Here is a 26606-nt window from a genome sequence, read left to right on the forward strand (position 1 = left end):
ATTATAGCACTATACTCCCCTTTTGTCAACAGGACTTATTCAACAAATTTAGAAACACCATTTTGTGCACATCAGGCATAATATACAATTCACTAAATCTTTTCAGCAAGAGAACTACATCAATCGTGATATTCAATATTATCCAAAAGTGATATCCTTTAATATTGTTAATATTATACAATCTCATAGATAATATGTCAACATAGATATTGCTAAAAAAGCAGTCCATGGAGATCCATGAACTGCTCATAATACTATTTCGACTTTCCAACGCAGTGCCAATGATATTGGGAGAAATAAAACGCTATATGCGGGATTTCCGACCTATCCGCGTAAGCCGTTCTCTCCGCGACCTCGCCTATAAGGTCATGCAGGCAAAAGAAAACTTCATCGTAGAAAACCAGCGTGAACCTTCCATTGACGAGATCGCAGAGATAACAGGTGAAAAGCGTGCAGGTATCGTCACAGCACTTGAATCTGTCACCGACCCTGTATCCATCTACGAACCTGTTTATACCGAAGGCGGAGATTCATTATATATAGCCGATCAAATATGCGACGGCACAGACGACCGAAGCTGGCTGGAAGAACTCACCATGAAAGAAGCACTGCGTTCCCTGAAGCCACGCGAGAAAAATATCCTTTTTCTTCGATATTTCAAAGGGCATACTCAAATGGAAGTTGCCAAAGAAATCGGCATATCACAAGCACAGGTCTCTCGCCTTGAAAAGAATGCTCTGGATAAGATCAAATCACATTTTTAAAAACTGCGGTTCATGACGCTTGAAGTACGCCGAATACTCAAATCCTGCCGCCTTTGCAAGTTCTATGCCCTCATGTATTCCCTTGCCGAGGTCGGCAGTTTTATGGGCATCCGAACCTATGGTGAGTATCTCACCGCCAAGTTCACGGTAAAGCTTCACTGTTTCAAAATCGGGAAAAGTCCTGCCGTACTTCTGGCGCAGACCAGAGGTGTTTATCTCGATACCCTTGCCGCGTGATATAAGGGTTTTGAAAATCTCCCTGATGATCTCGTCATAAGAGGATATATCTACCTTTCTTCCGTGCTCGCCGCAGATATACCTAAGCGGATAAGTAAGGTGACCGAGGACATCTATATCTGCAAAACGGCACATATCGAGCGTCTGCAAGAAGCAATCTTTCAGCAGAGCGTCTATCTCACTGTCCGTCATTTTGCTGTAATCAAGATAATAGAAATCATCAACACCTGCATTCATGTGGTGGGAACCGATTATAAAATCAAGCCGTTCATCATTAGATAGTTCAGCCGCCCTTTCCTTATCCTGCATGGGCTGACCCATTTCAACTCCAACAATGATATCAAGCTTTCCGCGGAACTTTTCACGCAAAATGACTTGTTCAGCAATACTGTCAAGGGCATACTTCCCCGCGCCGTACATCATAGCATCGGTGACATCTTCCCTGTCCCCGAAATAATGCTCAGCCGGATACCAGAAATTAACATCGCAATGGTCTGTCAGAGCAAACACAGATAAACCCAATTCAGCCGCCCGCAGGCACATAGCCTCGGCGCTGTCCTCAGCATCAGGTGAAAAGCTGCTGTGAGTGTGCATATCAAGCAATATTTTTTCCATGAACTAAGCCTCCGCGATAAGTAAATCAAGCTTCTGAGCCGCCTGTTTAGCCTTTTCAACAAACTCGGCGGGAGAAATTTGAGCATACTTCTCAGACCTGTCCTTGAAGACCTCCAGCGATAATGCACCCTCATAGCCCAGAGTTTTAAGCTTTTTTGCGAAAGGCTCGTAGTTGATATTACCGTCAAATGGCAGCATATGAGAGTCGGAATTACCGTCGTTATCGTGGATATGCAAAGCCTCAAGAAGACTGCCGTGCTTCATCAGCCTGTCATCACCTTTGGTGAAGCAGTTTTCATGACCCACATCGTAGCAGAAACCAACGCTCTCGCTGACACCGAATTTGCCGAACAGTACATCAAGGAAATCAGGGAGCTGTATATTCTCGAACAGCAGCTTGATACCGTAATTCGCCGCTGTGGAGATCAGTCCGTCAAAATTTTTCATGCCAAAGACAGTCACTTGTGGCGGCACAAGACCGTCCGTCGGGTGAACAACTATCTTGCTGACATTGTTTTCTGCGCATATCCTGATGCAATCCGCAGTACGATTGTATATAGCGGTGCTGTCACTGCGCTTTTCCCACAGAGAATTCATTCTGTCAAAGGGCGAGTGGACATTTTCCACCGCAAGACCGAACTTATCGGCAAGCTCGAACTGAATATGTTTGTATTCCTCGGAAAAACCAAGCATAACGCCGTCAAAGCCATGTTCCTTAATAATTCCAAGTCGTTCTTCAAGCGGTATTGCGGAAGTAAAATCCGCGAACATATTAAGCTTCATATTTCCCTCCCTGCAAAATCTGTTGTCGAATACAAAAAGAGGGGCGCAAAGCCCCTCGGGATATGTTAGTTTTTCAGTGAATGCAGAGGTGCAGGTATCTGACCGCCTCTGTTTATAAATTTGCTTGCAGATTCCTTTTTGAGCGGCATTACAGGTCCGCAGCCGAACAGACCGCCCCAGTCAAGTTCCTCACCAACGTCCTTTCCGATAGCGGGGATAACTCTGACAGCAGTAGTCTTGCAGTTCACCATACCGATAGCAGCTTCGTCAGCAATTATAGCAGAGAGTGTATCAGCAGGAGTATCGCCGGGAACAACTATCATGTCAAGACCAACAGAGCATACTGCGGTCATAGCTTCAAGCTTCTCGATGCACAGCGCACCGCTCTTTGCGGCAGCTATCATGCCTGCGTCCTCGGATACGGGAATGAATGCGCCTGAAAGTCCGCCGATACGCGAGCAAGCCATAACGCCGCCCTTCTTGACTGCATCATTGAGCATAGCAAGGCAGGCAGTAGTACCGTGAGTACCGCACTTTTCAAGACCTATCTCTTCCAGTATATGAGCAACAGAGTCACCAACAGCAGGAGTAGGCGCAAGCGAAAGGTCAACGATACCAAAAGGTACGCCCAGTCTTTCAGAAGCGATGGTACCAACGAGCTGACCAACGCGGGTTATCTTATAGGAGATCTCCTTTATAACATCTGCGATACCTGTGATATCAGCATCAGGATACTTTTTCAGTGCAGCTCTTACAACGCCGGGTCCGGAAACGCCGACATTTATCATGCAGTCGGGCTCGCCAACACCGTGGAATGCACCAGCCATAAAGGGGTTATCCTCAACGGCATTGCAGAATACTACCAGCTTAGCGGCACCGAAGCAAGCCTGATCAACAGTCTTTTCAGCGCACTCGCGGATAATACCGCCCATCATCTTTACAGCGTCAAGGTTTATACCTGTCTTGGTAGAACCGATATTAACGGAAGAGCAAACTCTCTCGGTAGTGGCAAGTGCCTCGGGTATGGATTTGATAAGCTCAACATCGCCCGCAGAGAAGCCCTTGGGCACAAGTGCTGAGTATCCGCCGATAAGGTTAACGCCAACAGTCTTCGCAGCCCTGTCCATAGCGTGTGCGAACTTAACGGGAGAACCCTTGCAGGCTGCGGAGATTATAGCGATAGGAGTAACGGAGATACGCTTGTTGATTATCGGTATTCCAAGCTCCTTCTCTATCTGCTCGCCCACCTTAACAAGGTCTTTAGCCTTGGTGGTTATCTTCTCATAGACCTTTTCGCAAGCCTTGTCGATATCGCTGTCGATACAATCAAGCAGGGATATGCCCATGGTTATAGTACGTATGTCAAGACAATCGTCCTGTATCATGCGTATGGTTTCAAGAATGTCATATACATTTATCATTTTACAGATATCCCCTTATCAAATATGGTGCATACAGTTGAAAATATCCTCGTGCATAACGTGTACCTTAACACCCAGTTCGTCGCCAAGGGCTGTAAGGCTGTCGCTGAGGGTAGCAAAATCCGAAGTAAGCTTAGAGATATCAACTACCATGATCATAGCAAAAAGCTCCTGCAGAACGGACTGAGTTACCTCCTCCACGTTTGCATTGAGCTCTGCACACTTGGTGCTGACCTTTGCAAGTATACCAACAGTATCCTTGCCGATAACAGTTACAACTGCTCTCATATATAAAACCGCCTTTCTGTCATATCTTTTTTAACCTATTAATTATAACACATTATAACTATTTTGCCAATAGGATATTTTATAAACATTCTATTAACGCGAAAATTACCGTGTAAGCACTATTTTTCTGGTATACTCGCTTTTAAATTCGGGACTACCGCTTACGCACATCTGCTGGAATGTAGCCGCGTTCCTTTCAAGTTCGGATATCCTTGCCGCCCTTGATGAAAGCTTTTCAAGTTCAGCCATAGAAGTTGCATACTTCATCGTCATATTGCCGCAGGCTGAGAATATCTCACGTCCCCTGTCATTCAGGGCAAGTATCCTGCCATATGGTACATCGAAAAAGTCGTGTGAAGTTACTCCAAGTGCAAGATACATCATCATTCTCCTGACCCTTGCAAGAGTCACCGCCTTGTGCTTGAACTGTTCTGCAAAATCATCGGGAGTGCGTATCAGCTCACACTTTGTCTCACGGGTATTGACAAATCTTCTGGCCACATGAGTGGATACATCGGGCATTCGCTGTATCTCGGCAGATGAAGCAGTCATTATCTTCATAAGCACTGCCTTGTCCGCATTTTTTATAAGATATGGCTCGCTTTCAAGGGTCTTCGGAACATAAGCCGAATAGTCCTCAGCCTCCGAAATAAGCCTGCGGATATGTGAAGCACTGGCGATATCCGCCGAAACGATACCGCTGTCATGTTCGGCACCTTTTCGCCTCACTGCCGTTGGAGCTATCCAAGGGGCATATTTTTTCAGTGCTTTTATGTACTCAATAGCAAGCATATTGTTGGGCTTATCAAATAAAGCCTTTATTTCCGGTATCCCCGCCGCCGAAGCCACTGCCGCAGGATAGGGCACTCCATTTTCCAGCATTTCCTTTACATAGTCCGACTCATCAAGTTCAGATGATATCTCTGCCGCTTTATCAAGCAGTGCGATATCATCGTCCTCACAGCCAAAGGAAAGCATGGATACTCCACCCTCGCCAAAACCTGCAAGTATCTGCACAGCTGCTCCTGCAAAACGTTCAGCGCTTGAACATGAATAGGGACAAGGAAGCTCGATCACAAGGTCTGCACCGTTTTCAACAGCGGTCTTTGCACGGAAATACTTGTCTGCTATCGCAGTATCTCCCCGCTGAACGACGGCACCGCTCATAACCACAACGATATGCGTCGCGCCCATTCGTCGTGTCTCTTCAAGATGATATTTGTGTCCGTTGTGAAAAGGGTTATACTCGGCTACTACTCCTGCAATTTTCATAGCTTCACCTCCCGGGGTTCATGTTAACAAATTCACATAATAAATATTGTGCAATATGTATATTTAAGCAAAACAGTATTGCAATTTATCACAAAAATTGTTATACTAATATTATATGATATCAGGGCAGGATTGTCAAGCCCGATATAATATCCATCTATAAATTGAGAGGAGTTTTTTTCCAATGAAAATTCTGGTAGTAAATGCCGGTTCTTCTTCGCTGAAGTATCAGCTGTTGAACATGGAGGACGAGAGCGTTATAGCAAAGGGCAACTGTGACCGTATCGGTATCGATGGTCATGTAAGCGCCAAGACAGGCGACGGCAGAAGCTATGAAGCTGACTGCAACTTCCCTACCCACACCGAAGCTTTTGAGAAGCTGGTAGAGATACTGACAAGCGGTGAGACCAAGGTCATCGATTCGATGGACGAGATCTCTGCTGTAGGACACAGAATAGTACAGGGCGCTGAGATATTCAGAGAGACCTGCGCTGTAACCGATGAAGTTATCGACAAGATCGACAGCCTGGCAGAGCTGGCACCTGTTCACAATCATCCTCATGCACTTGCACTGAGAGCTTGTAAAGCAGTTCTTCCCGCGGGCACACCTCAGGCAGTTGTATTCGATACTGCTTTCCACGCAACTATGCCCAGAAAGGCTTACCTCTATGGTCTGCCCTATGAGTGCTACAAGGATCTGCACGTAAGAAAATACGGCTTCCACGGTACATCTCACAGATTCGTTTCCGGCGAGCTGGCTAAGGTAATGGGCAAGAAACCCGAGGAACTGAAGATAGTTTCCTGCCACCTTGGCAACGGTTCTTCCATCACAGCTGTTGACGGAGGCAAGTCCGTTGATACTTCAATGGGCTTCACTCCTCTGGACGGTCTTGTAATGGGTACACGCTGCGGTGCTGTTGACCCCTCCGCTGTAGAGTTCGTAGCTAAGAAGAAGGGCTTCACTCCCGATGAGATGACAGCTTACATGAACAAGCAGTCAGGTTTCCTTGGCGTTTCCGGTATCAGCTCCGATAACAGAGATATCCAGAAGGCTGCCGCTGAAGGCAATGAGCAGGCTCAGGCTGTTAACGAGATGCTTACATATCAGATCAAGAAGTACATCGGTTCTTATGCGGCTGCTATGGGTGGCGTTGATGCTGTTCTGTTCACAGGCGGTATCGGCGAGAATGCTCCCGAGGTAAGAGCTGACGCTTGTGAGGGTCTGGAGTTCCTGGGTATCAAGATCGATGCAGAGAAGAACAACTGCCGCGGCAAACTGGTTGAGATCTCCACTGCTGATTCCAAGGTTAAGGTATATGTAATACCTACCAACGAAGAACTGCTCATCGCAAGAGATACTCTCGCACTGATCTCCAAGTAATATAATGAATATATTTCCGCCGTCGGTGCATCTGACGGCGGTTTTCTTTGGTAAACAAAAACGGCATACCAGACACGGTATGCCGTTTTCACATTGATATATCCGACTGAAAAACAAAAGCACGGAGAAACCCCCGTGCTGTAATTATCATCTCTGTTCACAGATAAGCTTGATAGCTGTTCTTTCCTCGCCATCGATAACAACATTAGCGAATGCGGGAACGCAGATCATATCAATGCCGACAGGTGCAAGATAACCTCTTGCTATTGCTATAGCCTTGATCGCCTGATTTGCAGCGCCTGCGCCGACAGCCTGAACCTCGACCGAGCCCTGCTCCCTTATCACGCCTGAAATAGCGCCTGCTACTGAATTAGGTACAGATCGTGATGAAACTTTCAAAACCTCCACCATCTATCCCTCCTTTTTATGAAAACGTTTTGCGCTTCACAGCAATACCATTATACTACATATTGGTAATTTTTGCAATAGGAATTCGTCTTTTTTGTTATTTGCGACTAATAATACGTGTAATATTTGTAGATTTTCCCGATTTTTCATCGAAGCTGACAACCACACCATTAAGAAAACAAGCTGAATCACTCTCTGTGAACTTAACGGGGCGGTGATACCTGAACTTATCTATAACAATATCACTGTCAACGCCAAGCACAGAAAGTTCGGGACCTGTCATACCAACATCGGTTATATAAGCTGTATGTCCGCCGAGGATAACTTCATCAGCCGTCTGCACATGGGTGTGAGTACCCATAACAGCAGTCACACGACCTTTAAGATAGTGTCCCATCGCCTTTTTTTCGGATGTAGCCTCAGCGTGAAAATCTACAAAGATATTGGGAGTATCGATACCCGCAAGTATCTTGTCTATCTCCGTGAATGGATTATCAAGCGCCTCCATATACATCGTGCCCATAAGATTCACAACTGCTATCTTTATAGGACAAAAATCGATGACAGCAACTCCCCTGCCCGCAACACCTTCGGGAAAATTCGCAGGACGCAGCAGAAATTCACTGCTGTCATAAAGCTCCATAACTTCACGACGACGGAAACAATGATTGCCGGTTGTGACAACATCAGCACCCATACGCATCAGTCTGTCAAAGGACTCGGGAGTTATACCGTTTCCCTGAGCCGAATTCTCACCGTTGACAACCGTCACATCAATATTATACTTTCTTTTAATACCGTAAAGCTGTTCTTCAAGAAAATCCGTACCCGAACTGCCTACGACATCGCCAATAAATAATAGGTTCATAAACTTACCTCATCATTTCGTCTAGCATGGAATAAAAATATTATACTACTTCCAAGCAAAAAAATCAATAGAAGTCAGAAAAAAAGCCGATACCGTTCCCGATATCGGCTTATAAATATCTTATTCGATGCTGTCCTTATCATCCTTGCCAAGAGAAACGCTTGTGCTCTCGGGGATATCTATATCTTCAACAGAATCCTTAGGATCCTCGGTCACAACTGTATCCTTGACCTCGATATCTTCGACAGTATCCTTTACATCGTCCTCAAAATCAGAAGCGGGAAGCTCACCCTTCATCAGCTTTTCAAACTTGATTCCATCGATCTTTTCGTTCTTCATAAGATACTTAGCTACCAGATGAAGCTGATCGATATGCTCTTTCAACAGAGTTTCAGCCTGTTCAAAAGCTGTTTCAACGATAGTCCTGATCTCATTATCGATCTCGGCAGCAACATTATCGGAATAGCTGGGAGTATTGGTGTAATCTCTTCCCAGGAATACCTCGTGCTCGCCCTGACCATAAACCACAGGGCCCAGATTATCGCTGAAACCATACCTTGTTACCATATTTCTTGCGGTAGCGGTTGCTCTTTCCAGGTCGTTTGAAGCGCCTGTAGAGATATCATCGAGTATCAGTTTCTCGGCAACACGGCCGCCAAGAAGTACCACGATATTATTGTACATCTCGTTCTTGCTTACGAAAGCCTTATCCTTCTCGGGAAGACTCATTGTAAAGCCGCCTGCCTGACCTCTCGGTATGATAGTAACCTGATGCACCTTATCAGCCTTCTGGCAATAATATGTGCAGATAGCGTGACCACCCTCATGGTAAGCAGTAAGTCTCTTTTCGGCTTCGGAAACCACCTTTGACCTCTTTTCGGGACCTGCAACTACCTTAATAGCAGCTTCTTCCATATCAGCCTTGGTGATAGCCTTTTTATTCTTTCTTGCAGCCAGCAGCGAAGCTTCGTTAGCAAGATTTTCAAGATCAGCACCTGTAAATCCAACTGTCGTCTTGGCAATAGTTTCCAGACTAACATCAGGAGCAAGGGGCTTGTTCTTGGTGTGAACTTTCAGTATCTCTTCCCTGCCCTTGATATCAGGGTAGCTGACAAGTATCTGCCTGTCAAATCTGCCGGGTCTCAGCAGAGCGGGGTCGAGTATATCGCGTCTGTTGGTAGCTGCCATAACGATGACAGACTCGTTGTCTTCAAAGCCGTCCATCTCAACAAGCAGCTGGTTAAGGGTCTGCTCACGTTCATCGTGACCGCCGCCAAGACCAGCACCTCTCTGTCTGCCGACAGCGTCGATCTCATCTATGAAAATGATAGACGGTGCACTCTTCTTAGCCTGTTCAAAAAGGTCACGTACACGGGATGCACCCACGCCGACGAACATCTCAACGAAATCGGAACCCGAGATCGAGAAGAAAGGCACGTTAGCTTCACCTGCAACAGCTCTTGCAAGCAATGTCTTACCTGTACCGGGAGGTCCCAGAAGCAGAACGCCTTTGGGTATCCTAGCGCCTATCTCGGTATATTTTCTGTTATCTTTAAGGAAATCAACGATCTCCTTCAGTTCTTCTTTTTCCTCGTCAGCACCTGCGACATCGGCAAAAGTAGCCTTTTTGCTGCTGGGAGCAAGTCTTGCATTGGTCTTGCCGAAGCCTGACATTTTTCCGCCGCCTGCGCTCTTCATCATGAAAACAAAGAAGAAGATCATCACGCCCAGCATCAGGAATGTAGGTATAAGATTCAGCCAGAAGCTGTTGTCCGATATAGGCACCAGATCGTATACCAATGGATCTTTTGGGTTTTCTGCGTCATATTTCAGACGGTAGTTAACAGCTTCTTCTCCGCCCAGCACCTCGTTAACGAACAGTGAAACGTTGGGCACTTTATAGGTTTCCTCCTTTTCGGGATCTTCCTTGAGCTTGTATTTCAGCTCACCCGAACCGAGATCGAGCTTGAACTCGCATACTTCAAGAGCGTCAAAATGTCCCATTACATCGGAATACTTGACCTCATCATTCTTGGTGCTCATGCTCATCAGCATATAGACCAGACCTGTGATTATACAAATGGAAACCACAAGGTAGATCAAAAGAGACTTTCCTCCGTTTTTCAATTTATCACGACCTTTTGTTCTAAATTTGTGTTATTATCAGCCTTATCGGATAATTATAGACCCTTTCTGTGAAAACAGCGTGAAAGCATTGTCATAAAATGCAGTTATTCTTCAATAACTTCAAATATCAGCACACGTTTTGTATCGCTGTCTATCCTTACTCTGTCAGCTGCACCGAAAGTCTCTGCAAGAACTATTCCCTCATCATCAGCCAGTATAACAGCCGAATCACGCTTATGAACGGGAAAGCCCTGTTTCATCAGCACCCTGACATCAGAGCTGTGCTGACGGTTGACTAGACGAATCCTGTCCCCCGCCCTGCGTTTTCTCAATACAATAACACCTTTTATTTTATCATAATCCAGACAAGAATTTGTAAACATTTTATTAACATTTTCAAATTTCCCGTCATTTTTTACCAATTTAAAACTTACAGACCTGCCCTGCCAGTTAATGATGCTTTCAGGTACTACTTTCACTTCGTCTTGCAGTATATTTTCACCATCTTTTTCAGTGAAAATGTACAGAGTTCCTGATTTGGTGTATGCAAAGCATTTCGCCTTGACATTAGCTTTGCCGCCTTCATTAATAAGCTTTTCGATGATCTCTATCTTATCCTGTCCGACTTCGATATCATACTTTGAAAGTATGCGCATGATAACTCTGCGCCTTACGGGATAATCCAGCTCTCTTATCAGCTTGCAGGAATAACCGTCTCCGCAGTTGACTTTTTCATAGGCTTCATCTGCGAGTTTTTCCAGGAATGCGCTGTCTTCCCGCAGAAATCCAAGGGTTTTCGCGAAAGTGTCCATGAGTGATGGATTTAGCTCCCGCAGCACAGGAACAACTTTGTGCCGTAGCTTATTGCGTGAATACTCATCCAGAAGATTAGTCGAATCCGTGACGAAGTTCTGCCCTTTTTCTGCAAGATAATCCTCGATATCGGCTCGGCTGCACTCTATCAGCGGTCGGATTATGTTATCCCTTACAGGCGGTATCGAAGCTATACCTTTAAGTCCGGAACCTCTCGCAAGATTGAACAGCGTAGTTTCAAGACAGTCGTCAAGGTTATGAGCTGTACATATCTTATCAGCCGTTATCTCTTGTAAAGCTTTATACCTTAACATTCGGGCGCCTTCCTCTTCGGATACAGGATTGACCCTGCAATAGGCAGGAACGTCCACCCTTTTCACGGTGATCTCAATACCCAGACTTCGGCACAATTCTTCACAGAAATGCTGATCTCGATCAGCTTCCTCACCGCGTATACAGTGATTAACGTGGCAGGCACAAATGTCATATCCCAGTTCATGCAAACACAAAAGGAGCGCAGCGCTGTCTGCCCCGCCCGAAAGCCCGACCAGCAAGCGCTCGCCCTTATGAGCCATATGGTATTTTTCGATCGTCCGACCGACTCTCTGAACAAGCTCACTTTTCATCTTTTCTGAATTCCAATCCTCTGAACAATGTATACTCGCCTATCCAGCTGAGTTTGATCGTACCAAGCTGACCATGTCTGTTTTTTGCCACTATGCATTCAGCCACTGTCTGGTCTTCCTTTGAGTCGGAATAGTAAGCATCTCGGTACAAAAACAGTATGATATCTGCATCCTGCTCGATAGAACCCGATTCTCTCAGGTCTGAAAGCAGAGGACGCTTATCGTCACGCTTCTCGGCGTTACGTGAAAGCTGCGAAAGTGCGATAACAGGAACACTGAGTTCCTTAGCCATAAGCTTTATCTGTCGCGTTATCTCAGATACTTCGTTAACACGGCTGCTGTGCTTGTTTGGCGATTCCATCAGCTGTATATAGTCTATGACTACTAGACCCAGATTATTCAGTCTTCTGAGCTTTGCTTTCATCTGCGGCACAGTAACGCCGCCCGCACCATCATCGAGATAGATCGGCAGCTGTGAAAGAACATCGGCAGCTTCGGCAAGTTTTGTCCAGTCCTCGTCCTTCATCTCGCCGTTTCTCAGCAAAGTATTGTTTACCTTACCCTCTGAAGCCAGCATTCTGCCAACCAGCTGTTCTTTACCCATTTCGAGTGAGAATATGGCAACGTCCCTCTTGGTAGCTTTGCAGCAGTTTACCGCGATATTCAGCGCAAATGCCGACTTACCCATCGCAGGACGCGCTGCAAGCACGATAAGGTCGGTCTTTTGCAGACCTGTAGTAACGTGATCGAGCTGAGAAAATCCGGATCTTGCACCCTGATACTTCTCGGCATCGGGACCTGAAATTTCTGTCAGATGATGGAAATTCTCAACGATTACATCGCTTATCCTGGTCAGACCCTGTAAGTCCCTGCCCTGCCTTATGCTGAATATCTTCTGTTCAGCACTGTCAAGTAAAGCTTTCGGATCCCCCGCACCATCACTGACGCTTGCGATTATCTCATTCGCTACGTTCATCAGAGAACGCAGCTGTGCCTTCTGCAAAATGATGTTGCAGTAGCTCTCGATATTCTTGGTTGAAGGAACGTTGTCCATCAGCCCGTAGAGGTACTTCATCGCCATTGCGGAATTCTCGAAAACACCCGCATTGACAGCCTCATCAACGACAGTCACGACGTCCTCTGCCTTGCCTGTGGTGAACATTCTCATCATTATGGAGAATATCTGCTGGTGCTTGGGTCGGTAGAAATGCTCGGGTTTGAGCATCTCCATCGCCTTTTCACGGCATTCCACAGGGTCAAGCAGAACACAGCCTATGACTGCTTCTTCAGCCTCCTGACTGTACGGCAGCGACCTCCCGGGCAGATCAGAACCGCTGACTGCATTGAAATCGCTTATGTCAGCCATTTATTCCTCCACAACTTTAACTTTGATGCTGCATGATACGCCGTGAGACATCTTGACAGCCGCAGTGAAATCACCGAAAGCCTTGATATCCGTGCTGAGCGCGATCTTCTTCTTGTCAACATCAACGCCGTACTGGTCTTTCAGAGCCTCAGCCACAACACCTGATGTTACAGCGCCGAAAAGCTTGCCGCCCTGACCTGCCTTAGCCTTGATAACTACCTCTTTATCAGCGATCTTATCGGCGATAGCCTTGTTATCTGCGGTCTCCACATCTATCTTATGCTGTGCCGAAGCCTTCTTGCCTGCCAGATCATTGAGGTTCTTGGAGTTAGCTTCAACTGCCAGACCCTTTGCGATAAGGAAATTTCTTGCATATCCGTCAGCAACGTTCAGGGTATCTCCTGCCTTGCCCGAACCTTTAACGTCTTTAAGTAAAATTACTTTCATTTCAAACACACCTTTCTGGTTTACATATTTTTGATGAAATCATCAATGACCTCACGAAGCTGCCTGTCAGCAGACTCTATATCGGTCTTTAACTGAGCCGCCGCCATTGTTAGATGACCGCCGCCGCCCAGTGCTTCCATTATCACCTGGACATTGAACTTGCCCATACTTCTGGCCGAGATATTAACAAAATCACCCTGCTTGTACATAACAAATGAAGCAAATACTCCAGTTATTCCCAGCATTTCATCCGCCGCCTGAGAGGCTGCGACCCTGACGTTTGCAAAGCTGCCGTCAGCCCGTGCGATAGCACATCCGCGGTATATCTCCGCCGAATTGATGACCTTGGATTTTTCATGATAAGTTTCGATGGAATTTGCGAACATCTGCTTTACAGCAATGGTATCCGCTCCCATCTTTTTAAGGAAAGCAGCCGTCTCAAAGGTTGTGACGCCCGTTTTCATTACAAAATACTTAGTATCAAGCATTATGCCCGAAAGCAGAGCTTCTGCTGCATAAGCATTGATAGTTGTCCTGTCGCCCCACAGCTCGATTATCTCTGTGACAAGTTCTGCCGCCGAGGATGCACCGGGTTCAAGACACTGAGCTATCAGCGGTTCGATGCCGTTGACCATACGTCTGTGATGATCTATCACGACAATGTTCTTAGCACGTTCTATCATTTCCCTTGATTCGACAAGCTCTGGATTGTGAGTATCCACCACTATCACAAGGGTATCGCTGTCAAGTCTGTCAAGACCCTGCTGAGGTGTTATATAGTAAGGAAGATCCTCATTATCGTCGATATAATCAATCAGTGAACGTGCGAGATTCTTCTCCTTATCGACAACAACATAGCACTCACTGACCAGCTTTCTAAGCGCACAGCACAGACCCGTTGCCGAGCCCACGCTGTCAAGGTCACCGAACCTGTGACCCATTATCAGCACTCTGCGGAAGCCCTGTCCCGCATCCCCGTCAGCTCTGTAATTGCCTATGCTCTCGATACTGCCGGGTCTTATTATCTCCAGGAGAGTCTCGGCAAACACCCTGATCTTGACTCTGTTATTATTATCAGCGCCTGTTGAAACGCCGCCAAAGAACCTGAACTCGCCGTTATCACGATAAGCCGCCTGATCTCCGCCTCGGCCCTGACAAAGCTCCAGCGCCTGTTTAGCCAGCTTTTCACACTCGTCAAGACCCTTGCCTTCTCTGCCGACACCTATAGAAAGCGTAACATTGGACTTTCCGCCAATGCGTATCTGCCTTGCTTCCTCAAGTATCCTGAACCTGTTCTCTATCTTTCTTGAAAGATATCTCTCCTCCATGAAAACATAGAACCTGTCGTCTGATATCTTTTTTGCAATGGCATTCGTTCCCTCAAGAAAACTTTCCATAAGCTTTTCTATCTCAACCGCAACGTGAGCCTTTTCAGTATCCCTGATATCCGACATCATAGCATCATAGTTATCTATAACAATTATTATCACGCTGTTGTGAGACTGATAAGCATCGTATCTCAGTTCAGTATAATCTGTGATATCCTTGAAATACACCATAGAAAGACCGTTTTTCAGATCGGTGCGCACAGCCTTGGCTATATAGTACCTTTTGTTCACACATATCTGACAGCCGTCCTCTTCAAAGGCGCGTTCAAGGTCGATATTCATGATATTTTCCAGATGATCTCCGTATGAATCCTCGGAATATACCTGCTTCTCGAACAATCTATTGTACCACATGATAGTTTCATCGCTGTCGAGTATAACGCAGGGCGCTGGGAAATGCAGCATCGAATCACGCTGAGTTCTTATCAGCTGTGATGCGAGCTTTGTGGTATATTTTGCAGTCTGATTTCTGAAAATGAAAGCTTCCAGCAGTAGCAGCAATATGCTCACTACGCATATCAGTATCAGTACGCTTCCCGCTCCTTTTTTTTCCTCAGTCGAGCGCAGCATAAAAGCTCCTATCAGCGATGTCAGCGAGATGACACCCATCGTCGCGGACAACAGCATGAGAAAGCTTTTGTTCTTTTTCACTGCCAGTCAACTCCTTTGCTTGATCCTTTATTTGTTCGACAATTGACAGTATCTATATCTCCATGATTATAGGCAGTATCATAGGACTTCTCTTCGTCTTTGTGAAAATGAAATCAGAAAGATTGTCTTTCATCCTGCCCTTAATGGCATTCCATTCATGCATATTGCTGTCAAGACAGTTCTGCAAGGTTTCGGTGAGAAGCTCTTTCGCTTCATTCATCAGCTCTTCGCTCTCACGAACATAGACAAAGCCTCTCGAAACAAGATCGGGACCTGCAAGTATCTCGCCAACTGTCCTGTCTATTGTGGCAACAGCGATTATAAGACCGTCCTCAGCCAGATGCTTTCTGTCTCTCAGCACGATAGCACCAACGTCGCCAACACCCAGACCGTCAACAAGAACTCTGCCCGCAGGAACTTCACTCGTGATATTCATATCAACACCGTCAGTCTCGATAACATCACCGATACCGGCGATAATGATATTCTCCTCGGGTATGCCCACGCTCATAGCCGTCTGCTTGTGCTTCATCAGGTGCTTGAACTCGCCGTGTACTGGTATGAAGAACTTGGGTTTTGTTATAGAGAGCATAAGCTTCTGCTCTTCCTGACAAGCGTGTCCCGAAACGTGTACTTCGTACATCTTTTCGTATACTACCTCAGCACCCAGCTTCATAAGATCGTTGACGACCCTGGTGACCAGCTTTTCGTTGCCGGGTATGGGGTTAGCCGAGATTATTATGAAATCCTGGGGAGTTATGCTGACTTTTCGGTGCTCGTTCATGGACATTCTTGAAAGTGCAGACATAGGCTCGCCCTGACTGCCTGTTGTAACGAGAACTATCTGCTCGGGCAGATATCTGCCTATCATATCGATATCGATAAGCACGCCATCGGGCACTTTAAGATAGCCAAGCTCGATGCCAACACTTATGACATTCACCATACTTCTGCCCGATACAGCAACTTTACGGCCTGTATTTACAGCGTTGTTGATTATCTGCTGAACTCTGTGGATATTCGATGCGAAGGTCGCAATGATTATACGCTTGCCCTCGCCCTTTGCAAACAGCATTTCCAGATTATCCCCGACCTTGCGTTCACTGGCAGTATAGCCCGGACGCTCAGAGTTGGTGGAATCTGACATCAGTGCAAGAACACCCTTATTTCCGAGTTCCGCAAATCTGGGCAGATCGATTATACCGCCCTCGATTGGAGTATAGTCTACCTTGAAGTCACCTGTGTGGATCAGAACACCTGCAGGTGTATGGATAGCCATTCCCACAGAATCGGGTATAGAATGGTTCACTCTGATGAATTCAACTGCCATACAGCCCATTCTGATGGTCTGACGCGGTGTCACTGTATTCAGCTTTACACTGTCCAGAAGAGCGTGCTCACGAAGCTTGCCTTCGATAAGTCCGATAGTCAGCCTTGTGCCGTAAACAGGAGTATTGGGGAATTTTTTCAGGAAATAAGGAAGTCCGCCGATGTGATCTTCGTGTCCGTGAGTGATAACTACGCCGCGAAGCTTTTCTATGTTCTTCTCAACATAGGAAAAATCAGGTATAACGATATCAACACCAAGCATCTCACTGTCAGGGAATGCAAGGCCGCAGTCGATGATAAACATATCGTTTGAACATTCGATGACAGTAAAGTTCTTGCCTATCTCGTTGAGACCGCCCAGAGGAATGATCTTAACGGGAGTACGGCGCTGTTCCTGCTGTTTGTTGTTATTGCCGCGCTGTCCCCTGCCGTTGGGACGAAGCTTAGCCTGAGAAGGTTCTGCGCTCTGTTTATTTTCTGCACCGCGTTTTATCGGCACACCTCTCAGTTTTCCATTACCTTGTACGTAACGTTTTGATGGCTTTCTTTTTCCGTTGTTAGAATTGTTATTATTCATGATCTGCAAAAATGCGCACCATAGTAAACGACATATATTTTCACACCAGCACAAGAAAATATTAATGCCCGATAATGAATATCTGTCGTTTGCTTCAGGAGCGCAAAAAGCTCCTTTCCCGCGGGAAAACGTATCCCGCCCGATATTTGATTTTTCCGTTAGAATAAGTGCAGTCCCATTTTATATAAGGACATGAGCGGCAGTTTTGGGATGAATGGATATCCCCTTGATAGATGACTGTTTAGACGAAACCGCCGACAGAGTCCGCCATGTTTCAGGCGGGATTGTATCCGAACAAAAATATCTTATTATATTTTACTCTATTTTTGACCGAATGTCAAGTGCATATTCTCTAAAGTCTGCATAAGGGTAAATAAATGTACTCAAAAACTCAGGCTCCAAAAATTTTCATTTGCCCCCTTTTCAAAATCCTGCCGATGTGTTATAATATATGTCTGAGATAACGGAGGTATACAAATGAAAGATATTGATATATTGAAAAAACAGGCACTTGAAAGATTTTTCAGCCGAATGAACCCCATGCAGCAGAAAGCTGTGTTCCGCGTGAACGGACCTCTGCTGATACTTGCTGGTGCAGGCAGCGGAAAGACTACTGTGCTTATCAACAGGATAGCCAATATGATACATTTCGGTGACGCTTACAACACCACAGGGCAGATATTCACCGAAGAAGAATCCGCATTTATTCAGGATTATGCCGAGGGAAGGACAGATGACGGCAAACGTCTCGCCGCAATAATAGGCACAAGGCAGGTTCGTCCCTGGAATATCCTGGCAATAACTTTCACCAACAAAGCGGCAGGCGAACTCAAAGAGCGTATCGAAAAAATACTCGGCGAGGAAGGCAGGGGCATAGTTGCCGCAACTTTCCATTCGGCTTGTGTACGTATTCTAAGGCGTGAGTGTGCGAATATCGGCTTCACTTCAAGCTTTGCCATATACGATACAGACGACTCAAAGCGCGTTATAAAAGCCGCTATGAGATCACTTGATATAGATGAAAAAATGTTCCCCGTGAAAACTATCATGAGCGAGATATCTCACGCAAAGGACTCAATGATTACTCCCGAGGAATTTTCAAAAGATGCTGTTGGTGACTATTTCAAAAGCTCGGTGGCTAAGGTATACAAAAAGTATCAGCAGGAACTTCTTGCCAACAATGCCATGGATTTCGATGACATAATCTGCCATACTGTGACGTTGTTTGAAAATTGCCCCGATGTACTCGACCATTACCAGAATTTGTATAAATATATAATGGTAGACGAATATCAGGATACCAACCGTGTTCAGTTCAGGCTGGTCTCTCTGCTTTCACAAAAGTTCGGGAATATATGCGTTGTAGGTGATGATGACCAGAGTATCTACCGTTTCCGCGGTGCGACTATCGAAAATATCCTGAATTTCGAGGAAGAATTCGGCTGTACAGCAGATGATGTTATCAAGCTTGAACAGAACTACCGTTCCACCCAGAATATACTTACCTGCGCCAACAAGCTCATCAGCAATAATGTTGGCAGAAAGGGCAAAAATCTCTGGACAGACTGCGGCGACGGAGAAAAAGTCATTGTACATAAGTCTATGAACGAGCGTGACGAAGCTTCCTATATCGCAAGGACGATAACAGAAAACAACGATAACGGTAGACGCTGGGGCGACCACGCCGTCCTATATCGAATGAATGCCCAGTCAAACGCCCTTGAACAGGCAATGATAAAGGCAAGCATACCTTATAAGATCTTCGGCGGACTGAAATTCTATGAGCGCAAAGAGATAAAGGATATCCTTGCATATCTGGGAATCATCGCAAATCACGCCGATACTTTCAGGCTCCAGAGGATCATCAACGAACCCAAGCGCGGAATGGGCGATGCGACTGTACGGACAGTTTTGCAGGTATCCTCCGACCTGGGTGAAGATCCTATCTACGTAATGGAACATTCTACCGAATATGTTCCGCTAGCAAAAAAATCCAAAGCACTGACAGAATTTGCATTCATGATAGATGATCTGACCGAACTTTCCGAAGCGGTGACGCTGCCCGACCTGCTTGATGCAGTCGTTGAAAAAACAGGTTACGGCGCACTGATGAAACAACAGGGCGTTGAGGGTGAGATGCGTCTTGAAAATATTGCCGAGCTTAAATCCACAATGGCAAAATACGAAGAAGATGCGGAAGACCCTTCTCTTGACGGTTTCCTTGAAGAAGTCGCACTCTATACCGATATAGACACCCTTGACGAAACAGGCGATTATGTAGCACTGATGACAATGCACGCCGCAAAGGGATTGGAGTTTCCTGTTGTATTTGTGGCAGGCATGGAGGACAACGTATTTCCGTCAAGCCGAAGCAGAGATTCCGAATCTGAACTTGAAGAGGAACGCCGCCTTGCCTATGTGGCAATAACCCGTGCCAAGGAACAGCTCCATCTTGTATACGCAGGTGAGCGTATGATCTACGGCAGTACCCAGTACAACCGCGAATCTCAGTTCATCAAAGAACTTCCCGCTGAGAACATCGACAAGCAAGTACCTAAGCTTGACACTAAGCCAATGGGACGCCCTTCGGATAATATCTCCCTTGGCAGACAGATGGCGATGTATAACTCGGCAAAAGCTAAATCAAGTGAACCCGCCGAGACTTACAGCGTAGGAGAGAGAGTCCTTCACAAAAAGTTCGGCGAAGGCACGATAGTCGGTGTTACACCAATGGCAGGCGATACCATGCTGGAGATAGCCTTTGAGAAGGTCGGCACCAAAAAGATATTCGCTAATTTTGCAAAACCTAAAAAGATATGATCACAGCCCGCGGATAATAACCCGCGGGCTGGTTTCTATCAAGATATAATACTTTACCTGTCATAGATATCAATGATAACATACTCCGAGATACACCCTGTTTTAAAAGGTATAGCCCAGCCTGAAATACCAGATGTAACGATAAATGTAGTATCACCACGTACTTCCTTGCCGTAGACCCTATCATTGAAACCCATAGCCAGCCCCACAAATCCCGAGGGGAAAATGTGCCCGCCATGGGTGTGCCCCGAAAGCACAAGGTCAGCACCTGCGGCAGCTTCAGCATAATAATCTCTGGGCTGATGATCTATTATAATAGTGTACTTTTCTTCATCGGCCTGTTCCATAAGCTGCTTTGCAGATAACCTATCCTCATCGTGATGATCTTTCCTGCCTATGAAATTTACGTTACCTGCTTCAAAAACTTCGTCACGAAGTATCTTGACACCATTCTTTTCAAGCTCGGTATAAAGATCGTCTATGGTGAAATCCCTGCCGTTGCCGTATCCCTTGTCGTGATTGCCGTCTACATATATCACGCCGTATTTAGTATCAATTTCCCCCAATGCACTGCAAGCAAGTACCATATCCGAACGCTTGCTGTCATCGTCAACAAAGTCACCTGCGATTATAACAACATCGGGAGATTGTTCATCTACCCGCTTCATCTGTTCAGCGAATTCTTCACCATCAAGAGTGACGCCCAGATGAGAATCGGCAAACATAGCAACACGAAGCGGCGAATTTTCTAACTGCTTTTTTGTTTTAAGTCGGTAGTCCGTTTCAAATACATGATGGGCAAAAAACCAGCCTGCTCCCAGATAGACTGCCGTTATCATAATTGCCGCGACACCCGTCACATATCGTGAAGACCAGCTATGTCTGCGCTTGCGGTGAATGAAAGTCACAAGATCACACAACGCCCAGATGAGCGCAAGGTGCAGAATTATGATGATACCAATATACAAATTAATTACAGTAACAATCCCAAGTCCGGCAACAGGCAAAGCTGACAGCCCCCATGATAGCCATTTTCGATTTTCGGAAAGCTTCTGCATAAAACCGAATTTGTGAAACCTTGTCACAAGATATATCAACGCCAGCAAAGCACCGATACCCGCCGCAGCAAACAGAATCACCCAGAGCAAACGATACACCTCCGTATTTTTTCGCACATTCAATAGCAAATTTTTATTAATTATACAGCATCACACGAAATTTGTCAAACTTCCCTGCTCATAAAAAAACATTATATAACCCGAAATTTCAGCATTTCAGAGGTTTTTAAAAACACACGGACCTTGATTTAAAAAATAATATCAAAAAAGCAGAAATTTTTTTGAAAAAGTACTTGACAAATGCATCTTGATATGCTATAATAATTAAGCTGTGAGAAACACAGAGAACAAAAACCGATGGAGAAGTCGCCTAGCCCGGTTTATGGCGCACGACTGGAACTCGTGTATGGGTTAATAGCTCATCGAGGGTTCGAATCCCTCCTTCTCCGCCAACCTATGAAGTCAAAAAAGATGATTTCACTTAAGAGCGCGTATTTACGCGTTTTTTTGTTGCCCTGAAACAGAAATTTTTTATATGAAAACCGAAGATGATTTTTGGTATAAAATGCCTTTGGACAGGATTCGAACGTAAGCGTATAACCCCCAGCACCTACCCCACCGAAGTCTAATGAAGTATAATAAACTCCAAGGAACACCATGAAGTAAATTGAATAATCCAAATTGATCCGTGGAGTTCATTGGAGTCGATTAGACAAGGAGGTAACAGGTATGGACAAAACAACATCCATCACAACAATCAAAAAAGAAATGCAGCTTCAGGAATGGTCTGCGCAGATCAAAGCGCAGCAGGCAAGCGGTCTGACGATCCGGGAATGGTGCGCAGAAAATGGGATCAAGCCTAACACATATTACAACCGCTTAAGAAAAGTCCGTGAACAGTATATCGAGAATTCTTCGACCATCGTTCCTGTATCAGTTCCTTGTTCAAACGAAAATATCCGCATCGAGAAAAACGGACTTCAAATATCTCTTCCGGCAGATATATCTGCGGATACTCTGACCGCTTTGGTGCATGAGCTATGCTGAATGATCTGGCAGCGGACGCACAGGTCTATCTTGTGACAGGATACACCGACCTTCGGCGTGGTATTGACGGCCTTGCGACGATCATCCAGGCGCAGTTGAATCTTGATCCGTTCTCAAAGGCTCTGTTTTTGTTCTGCGGAAGACGCTGTGACCGCATCAAAGGTCTTCTTTGGGAAGGCTTATCCGCAGGTTTTTGTTATCCGAACATTTATTAGAGATAAGGCGTGTTCCTGCTGTTTAAGATAAATTCCGAAAAAAAATGTTCGGATAACAATATTTGGGTGTATCATTATCTCAGGAGGTGATACACAATGAACGAATATCGCAAAAATGTTACTATTGTTTTAAACTTTCTGAAAGAAAGGGGGTATGCGCAATCCACAGTTAAAAATCATGAACGGTTTTACACTCTGCTGGCTGACGATCTTGCGGCTAAGGATATAACCTATTCACCAGAATACGGAAAAGCTCTGTTATCCACATTACCGGTGCCTGCATGGCTCCCTAAAAGCCGTATAGAAAATGCGGCTTGCATTTCAAAACTTGATGATGCATATATCCACGGATGCATCATCAATGCCCAGGCATCACCCAGGAAGAGTTACTCCAAGCTATCGCTTAACAGCAACTTTGAAAACCACATCACAAGATTCCTGCGTTCTCGCGAAAATGTTTTTACAGAATCGCAAATAGCAAATGTCAAACGAAGGTGCTCATTGTTCTTGAAGTGTATGCAATCCAAGGGAAGGATGGATCCATCTGAGATAACCTACGGTGACATAGATTCATACCATGAGGAGCTTGCGCACTTGAAAAGGATTTCCCGAGTTATTGAAGAGTCAACTTTGCACCAGTTCCTGCAATTCCTGGCCGAATCGGGAAAGGTTCCTTACGGTCTATATCTGAGAATATATGCATTGGAGACGGAATGTTCCGTCAACCTGGACGATTTTCCACCTGATGAACAATCCAGGCTTATAAAGAATAGCTCTGAGGGACAAGTCCGGTTGTCGCCTGAAAGGTTTTTGTCTGAGGGCCTGGAACTTATCAGACTCCATCAAGAGGCAGGCTATGTCCAGAAATATACAGAAGCATCTAAAAGGGCAATTCTTCAGCTATACCTGTTCCTTGATTACCACAATCTGTGGTATGACCCAGACATGGCAGACATTTGGCTTCATTCGGACTGCGTAAAAAAACGTCTGTTCAAAGGCTGTTCGTGGAATACAGCGCGGCACATACTGTTCATGTTTTCCGATTATGTTACATCCGGGTCAGTCCATTTCGAGAAGAAGTTGCCGAGGGGAATCAACGGCATAAATAACATTCCAGAATGGTGCTTGACACCACTGCTTGACTTTGCCGAGAGCCGCCGCAAGATGAAACTGGATGAGAACACCGTTAAAAACGATATTTACTCCATACTCAGATTTTGCCGGTTTATAATCGGTGAGGGCCTGTCATCGTATGGCGATGTTAACGGAAGTCATCTTGCTGATTTCAACCTTGCAGACCACCATGGAACCCCAGAGGGCAAAAATGCATGCAACAACCGGGTGAAGCGGTTCCTTAAGTACCTGTATCGTAAAGGTCTCAACGCAAACCCATCGCTGTATATGGCTCTTGGCTGCTCGGCGGCACCAGTGGAGACCGTTGTGGTAGTACTCACTTCCAGTGAGATCGAGGAGATCAAAACTTTTGTTGGCAATGCATATACGGATCTTGAGATCCGCGACAGTGCAGTCATAATGCTCGGACTTGAAATGGGAATGCGCAGCAGCGATATTGCAAACCTGAAGCTGGAGAACATTGATTGGGAAAACCGTTCCATTCTGTACAGGCAGAACAAGACAGATGCTGATGTATGGGTACCGATGCCAGTGGCGGTAGGCAATGCCATCTTCAGATACCTGAAGATGGCACGTCCAAGAATGGCGGTATGCAGAAATGTATTCGTTGATTTCAAGGCTCCGTTTAGCGGCATGAGCCGAAACATATGCTACAGTGCGTTAAAGCGAGCTTTGCCTGACCGCGATGTAAGGGGATCAGGTTTTCACGTCACCCGAAAAACATTTTCGACAAACAGGCTTAGAAACGGAGTTCGTCCCGAAAGCATAGCAGATGTAATCGGGCACAGGGACACGGAAAGCCTGAAGCATTACCTTTCCCTTGACGATGAACGCATGGCGGCATGTCCGCTCTCCCTTGCGGATCTTCGCCTTGAAATGGAAGGGAGCGATGCGTTATGATGAATATCGCTTTCAAGAGCGTCCTGGCCCCATACATACAAGGGTTACTGGATCAAAAAAGGGCACTTGGCTTCAAGTATGACAACGAGGCATATATACTCGCACGCTTTGACAAGTATTGGCTGGAGACCAATGGGGATTCGGATGACGTGACAATGGAATCTCTTGAAGGATGGACGCGACTGCTTCCGACAGAGGGAAAGTCATCCCAGGCTGGGCGGATATCTGTGATACGGCAGCTGACTCTGTACATGAATGGCCTCGGCAAGATTTCATATGTTCCTATAGATGTTATACGTTACAGCCGCCCTGTTGTCCACGTTCTGTCACCAGAAGAGGTTGCTGATCTCTTCCGTGTGATTGACGGGTATGTTCCCAAAAAGCAATCCACGGAAGTGACAAGGATGGCGTATGGTTACAGGGTGATTTTTCGACTGATTCTTGCAACGGGTCTGCGCAGAAGCGAGGCGGTGTGCCTCCGGCTTGATGACATCAACTGGAAGAACGGTTCCATTACCATTTATAATGCAAAGGGTCATAAGGACAGGGTGGTTTTCATGTCTGGGGATCTTACGAAAGTCATGAGAAAATACACCAGTGACAATCTACGCCTAATGGACACTGAGTGGGTTTTCCCGTCCTTTGATCCCGCCAGGCATTTTTCCAGTGGTGCACTTTCCATACGCTTTAGGCAATTTTGGAAAGAAACCGTATATGCGCCGAGTTGCGCAAAGCCCCCGACAATCCACTCACTGCGTCACACTTATGTTGTTATGCGCATGAATGCATGGATATCCGAGGGAATCGACCTGAATGTCATGCTGCCTTACCTCAGCAGAGCGTTGGGACACAAATCGTCCAATGAGACCTTCTATTATTACCACCAGGTCAAAGAGACGTTCCGTATTATACGGGAAAAAGACAGCCTCGCGTATGAGATTTTTCCGGAGGTGAGGGTCAGATGAATAATACGGTTAAAAAGAAGCTCTTCTTTTCCATGACGTTGGACTTCCTTGAAACCTATATACCCCAGGACAGTCCAAGCCTGAAAACGGTAAAAACATATAGGGACGGACTTAGCATTTTCAGGAGGTATGTCTCGGACGAAAAAGGGATATCCATGAAACGATTCCTTTTTGAGGATTGCACTTTTGACTTTCTCCTTGACTACCGGAACTGGTTGCTCGACTACAAGAAACACACCAGAAGCACAGTCAACAACAGGCTTGCGGCAATAAAGTCATATGTCCGGTACGCTTCATCACGCGATGTTTCTCTCCAGCAGGTATATTTGAGCATTACCGATGTTCCATTTTTGCGCGTGGAAAAGAAGATGCGACCCATAATCGAGGAACGTTCAACGCTCAAAGCTTTTTTAGATGCTCCGCCCAATACAAGGACGGGATGCAGGGACACGATGATGCTTTCCGTTCTGTTTGACACGATGATACGCGCGGACGAACTCATAAATATCCGGTTGAAAGATGTTAATCTGAAGGTTGCTGCACCCTATATTCTAATTAAGGGTAAGGGCAACAAGGAACGAACAGTCCCTATTTCTGAAAATGTAGTGTCTCTCATTGAAGCGTACATGGCAGAATACCATGATGGGGAGTCAGCTGGGTCTTCCGTCCCATTTATCTACACAGTGTCCCATGGTGAGATACATTCTATGTCGGAAAGGAATGTGGAGCGCATAGTGAAAAAATATGCGGACATTGTCCGAAAGGATCATCCAGACCTGCCCAATCCAGTTTATCCACATATGCTTCGAAGAACACGGGGAACATACCTTTATCGTGATGGAGTGGCAATAGAGACGATTGCTGTGGCAATGGGGCATTCGAGCATCCAGACCACGAAGGACCATTACGCATTTCCATCTTTGGAACAAAAACGCAAGGCCATGGAAATAGGGAACCCTGTAATATCTTCTGGCAATGAGGTACCAGAATGGCCCGATGACGAGGATGAATTTGCACGGCTTTGCGGCTTGAGGTAAATTTTTATCCGCATATTTTTTTGAAGGAACAAGGCTTGATCATCAGCATCAAGCCTTGTTCCATAAAAA

General features: G+C 45.8%; 22 protein-coding genes and 1 tRNA gene. 9 read left to right on the forward strand and 14 right to left on the reverse strand.

The genetic code is table 11. The features are described from left to right. The first annotated feature begins 227 nt into the window (after window positions 1-227). Window positions 228-764: a sigma-70 family RNA polymerase sigma factor gene (locus N773_RS0105485; RefSeq protein ID WP_024856852.1), complete on the forward strand. Its 537-nt coding sequence runs from the start codon at window positions 228-230 to the stop codon at window positions 762-764. Here N773_RS0105485 and N773_RS0105490 read toward each other — a convergent pair. The 5 genes from N773_RS0105490 to N773_RS0105510 all read right to left on the reverse strand — a co-directional run bounded on the left by N773_RS0105490 (window position 753) and on the right by N773_RS0105510 (window position 5380). Then, complete coding sequence (locus N773_RS0105490; protein ID WP_024856853.1) at window positions 753-1616, reverse strand: histidinol-phosphatase HisJ family protein; 864 nt, start codon at window positions 1614-1616, stop codon at window positions 753-755. The two genes, N773_RS0105485 and N773_RS0105490, sit on opposite strands and share 12 nt — an antisense overlap. Before the next feature lie 3 nt (window positions 1617-1619). Then, on the reverse strand, window positions 1620-2399 hold the full coding sequence (locus tag N773_RS0105495; protein ID WP_024856854.1) for a sugar phosphate isomerase/epimerase family protein: 780 nt from the start codon (window positions 2397-2399) through the stop codon (window positions 1620-1622). Between the two features lie 65 nt (window positions 2400-2464). Further along, on the reverse strand, window positions 2465-3820 hold the full coding sequence (locus N773_RS0105500) for a PFL family protein (protein ID WP_024856855.1): 1356 nt from the start codon (window positions 3818-3820) through the stop codon (window positions 2465-2467). An 18-nt stretch (window positions 3821-3838) separates the two neighbouring features. Further along, window positions 3839-4108: an ACT domain-containing protein gene (locus tag N773_RS0105505; protein WP_024856856.1), complete on the reverse strand. Its 270-nt coding sequence runs from the start codon at window positions 4106-4108 to the stop codon at window positions 3839-3841. Window positions 4109-4213: 105 nt separating this feature from the next. Then, entirely contained in the window at window positions 4214-5380 is a 1167-nt protein-coding gene (locus N773_RS0105510; RefSeq protein ID WP_024856857.1) for a tRNA(Met) cytidine acetate ligase, read from the reverse strand. 184 nt (window positions 5381-5564) lie between these two features. Between N773_RS0105510 and N773_RS0105515 the strand changes: the two genes are divergently transcribed. Next, window positions 5565-6761: an acetate/propionate family kinase gene (locus N773_RS0105515; protein ID WP_024856858.1), complete on the forward strand. Its 1197-nt coding sequence runs from the start codon at window positions 5565-5567 to the stop codon at window positions 6759-6761. 147 nt (window positions 6762-6908) lie between these two features. On the opposite strand, the gene N773_RS0105520 is transcribed toward N773_RS0105515, so the two are convergent. From N773_RS0105520 to N773_RS0105555, 8 genes are all read right to left on the reverse strand, one after another. After that, complete coding sequence (locus N773_RS0105520; protein ID WP_024856859.1) at window positions 6909-7169, reverse strand: stage V sporulation protein S; 261 nt, start codon at window positions 7167-7169, stop codon at window positions 6909-6911. A 97-nt stretch (window positions 7170-7266) separates the two neighbouring features. Next, window positions 7267-8037, reverse strand: coding sequence for a TIGR00282 family metallophosphoesterase (locus tag N773_RS0105525; protein ID WP_024856860.1), 771 nt, complete (start codon window positions 8035-8037; stop codon window positions 7267-7269). Window positions 8038-8157: 120 nt separating this feature from the next. Beyond that, entirely contained in the window at window positions 8158-10164 is a 2007-nt protein-coding gene (ftsH, locus tag N773_RS0105530; RefSeq protein WP_024856861.1) for an ATP-dependent zinc metalloprotease FtsH, read from the reverse strand. A 104-nt stretch (window positions 10165-10268) separates the two neighbouring features. Beyond that, window positions 10269-11603: a tRNA lysidine(34) synthetase TilS gene (gene tilS, locus N773_RS21065; RefSeq protein ID WP_024856862.1), complete on the reverse strand. Its 1335-nt coding sequence runs from the start codon at window positions 11601-11603 to the stop codon at window positions 10269-10271. Then, window positions 11593-12969, reverse strand: coding sequence for a replicative DNA helicase (gene dnaB / locus N773_RS0105540; protein WP_024856863.1), 1377 nt, complete (start codon window positions 12967-12969; stop codon window positions 11593-11595). The genes tilS and dnaB overlap by 11 nt, the downstream gene beginning before the upstream one ends. After that, window positions 12970-13416 (reverse strand): 50S ribosomal protein L9, encoded by a 447-nt coding sequence (gene rplI / locus N773_RS0105545; protein WP_024856864.1) that lies wholly within the window; start codon window positions 13414-13416, stop codon window positions 12970-12972. Window positions 13417-13436: 20 nt separating this feature from the next. Continuing rightward, window positions 13437-15455: a DHH family phosphoesterase gene (locus N773_RS0105550; RefSeq protein ID WP_024856865.1), complete on the reverse strand. Its 2019-nt coding sequence runs from the start codon at window positions 15453-15455 to the stop codon at window positions 13437-13439. Window positions 15456-15507: 52 nt separating this feature from the next. Next, the gene (locus tag N773_RS0105555; RefSeq protein WP_080678380.1) at window positions 15508-17361 is read right to left on the reverse strand and encodes a ribonuclease J; all 1854 of its coding nucleotides are present in this window, start codon (window positions 17359-17361) and stop codon (window positions 15508-15510) included. A gap of 477 nt (window positions 17362-17838) precedes the next feature. On the opposite strand from N773_RS0105555, the gene N773_RS0105560 reads away from it, so the two are divergent. After that, window positions 17839-20181, forward strand: a complete 2343-nt coding sequence (locus N773_RS0105560; protein ID WP_024856867.1) for an ATP-dependent helicase — start codon at window positions 17839-17841, stop codon at window positions 20179-20181. Window positions 20182-20234: 53 nt separating this feature from the next. Here the strand turns inward: N773_RS0105560 and N773_RS0105565 are convergent, their stop codons facing one another. Continuing rightward, window positions 20235-21338 carry a metallophosphoesterase gene (locus tag N773_RS0105565; protein ID WP_431602476.1) on the reverse strand — a complete coding sequence of 368 codons (1104 nt, stop codon included), beginning with the start codon at window positions 21336-21338 and terminating at the stop codon, window positions 20235-20237. 260 nt (window positions 21339-21598) lie between these two features. Between N773_RS0105565 and N773_RS0105570 the strand changes: the two genes are divergently transcribed. From N773_RS0105570 to N773_RS0105595, 6 genes are all read left to right on the forward strand, one after another. Beyond that, window positions 21599-21691, forward strand: a tRNA-Ser gene (locus N773_RS0105570). Between the two features lie 277 nt (window positions 21692-21968). Beyond that, window positions 21969-22286 carry an IS66 family insertion sequence element accessory protein TnpA gene (gene tnpA / locus N773_RS0105575; RefSeq protein WP_024856869.1) on the forward strand — a complete coding sequence of 106 codons (318 nt, stop codon included), beginning with the start codon at window positions 21969-21971 and terminating at the stop codon, window positions 22284-22286. Next, complete coding sequence (tnpB, locus tag N773_RS0105580; RefSeq protein WP_024856870.1) at window positions 22280-22501, forward strand: IS66 family insertion sequence element accessory protein TnpB; 222 nt, start codon at window positions 22280-22282, stop codon at window positions 22499-22501. The genes tnpA and tnpB overlap by 7 nt, the downstream gene beginning before the upstream one ends. A gap of 96 nt (window positions 22502-22597) precedes the next feature. Next, the gene (locus N773_RS0105585; RefSeq protein ID WP_024855856.1) at window positions 22598-24535 is read left to right on the forward strand and encodes a tyrosine-type recombinase/integrase; all 1938 of its coding nucleotides are present in this window, start codon (window positions 22598-22600) and stop codon (window positions 24533-24535) included. Next, entirely contained in the window at window positions 24532-25500 is a 969-nt protein-coding gene (locus N773_RS0105590) for a tyrosine-type recombinase/integrase (protein ID WP_024856871.1), read from the forward strand. Before N773_RS0105585 ends, N773_RS0105590 begins: the two co-directional genes overlap by 4 nt. Continuing rightward, window positions 25497-26537 carry a tyrosine-type recombinase/integrase gene (locus N773_RS0105595; protein WP_024855854.1) on the forward strand — a complete coding sequence of 347 codons (1041 nt, stop codon included), beginning with the start codon at window positions 25497-25499 and terminating at the stop codon, window positions 26535-26537. Before N773_RS0105590 ends, N773_RS0105595 begins: the two co-directional genes overlap by 4 nt. Window positions 26538-26606 lie beyond the last annotated feature (69 nt).

Source organism: Ruminococcus albus AD2013, assembly GCF_000526775.1.
In the GTDB taxonomy this organism is placed as follows: Bacteria; Bacillota; Clostridia; order Oscillospirales; family Ruminococcaceae; genus Hominimerdicola; species Hominimerdicola alba_A.